This is a genomic window from Vibrio sp. 03_296 (assembly GCF_002265885.1).
Map to the genome: position 1 here is coordinate 1 of NZ_NPKW01000301.1, position 596 is coordinate 596.

At 48.7% G+C, this 596-nt stretch carries 1 pseudogene; it reads right to left on the reverse strand.

Going from position 1 to position 596, the window contains the following annotated elements:
- Window positions 1-9: 9 nt before the first annotated feature.
- Window positions 10-596 (reverse strand): annotated as a pseudogene (locus tag CIK04_RS24170) (FHIPEP family type III secretion protein); the annotation flags it as partial.

The window sequence follows — 596 nt, forward strand, 5'->3', positions numbered from 1 at the left end:
AGGTCATTACTGCGCCATACCAATGCTCAAGCCACCAATGATGTTGATGAACAAGATCAAAATACCAGCGATGGCGTCACCTTTAACGAACTTCGATGCACCATCCATCGAGCCGTAGAAATCGGCTTCTTTGGTCACTTCAAACMGGCGTAAACGCGCTTGTTCTTGGTCTATCAAGCCTGCGTTCAAATCAGCATCGATCGCCATCTGTTTACCAGGCAAAGCGTCCAAGGTGAAGCGAGCACTTACCTCAGAAATACGACCCGCACCCTTGGTGACAACCATAAAGTTAATGATCATTAAGATCAGGAACACCACAAGACCAACGGCGTAGTTACCGCCGATTACCACGTTACCGAACGCTTCGATAACGTTACCCGCTGCGTCTCCCCCTTCGCTGACCTTCCAGTAAGAACCACACGCGTTGAGGCAACGTTCAAGGCCAATCTAAGCAAGGTCGCAATCAGTAGAACGGTAGGAAGGCAAGCGAGTCGAAGTGGTCTTCGGGTATAAACCGTCACCAATAGCACCACCATGGCTAAGGCGATGTTAAAGGTAAAAAACATATCCAGTAGAAACGGAGGAATTGGCAATAC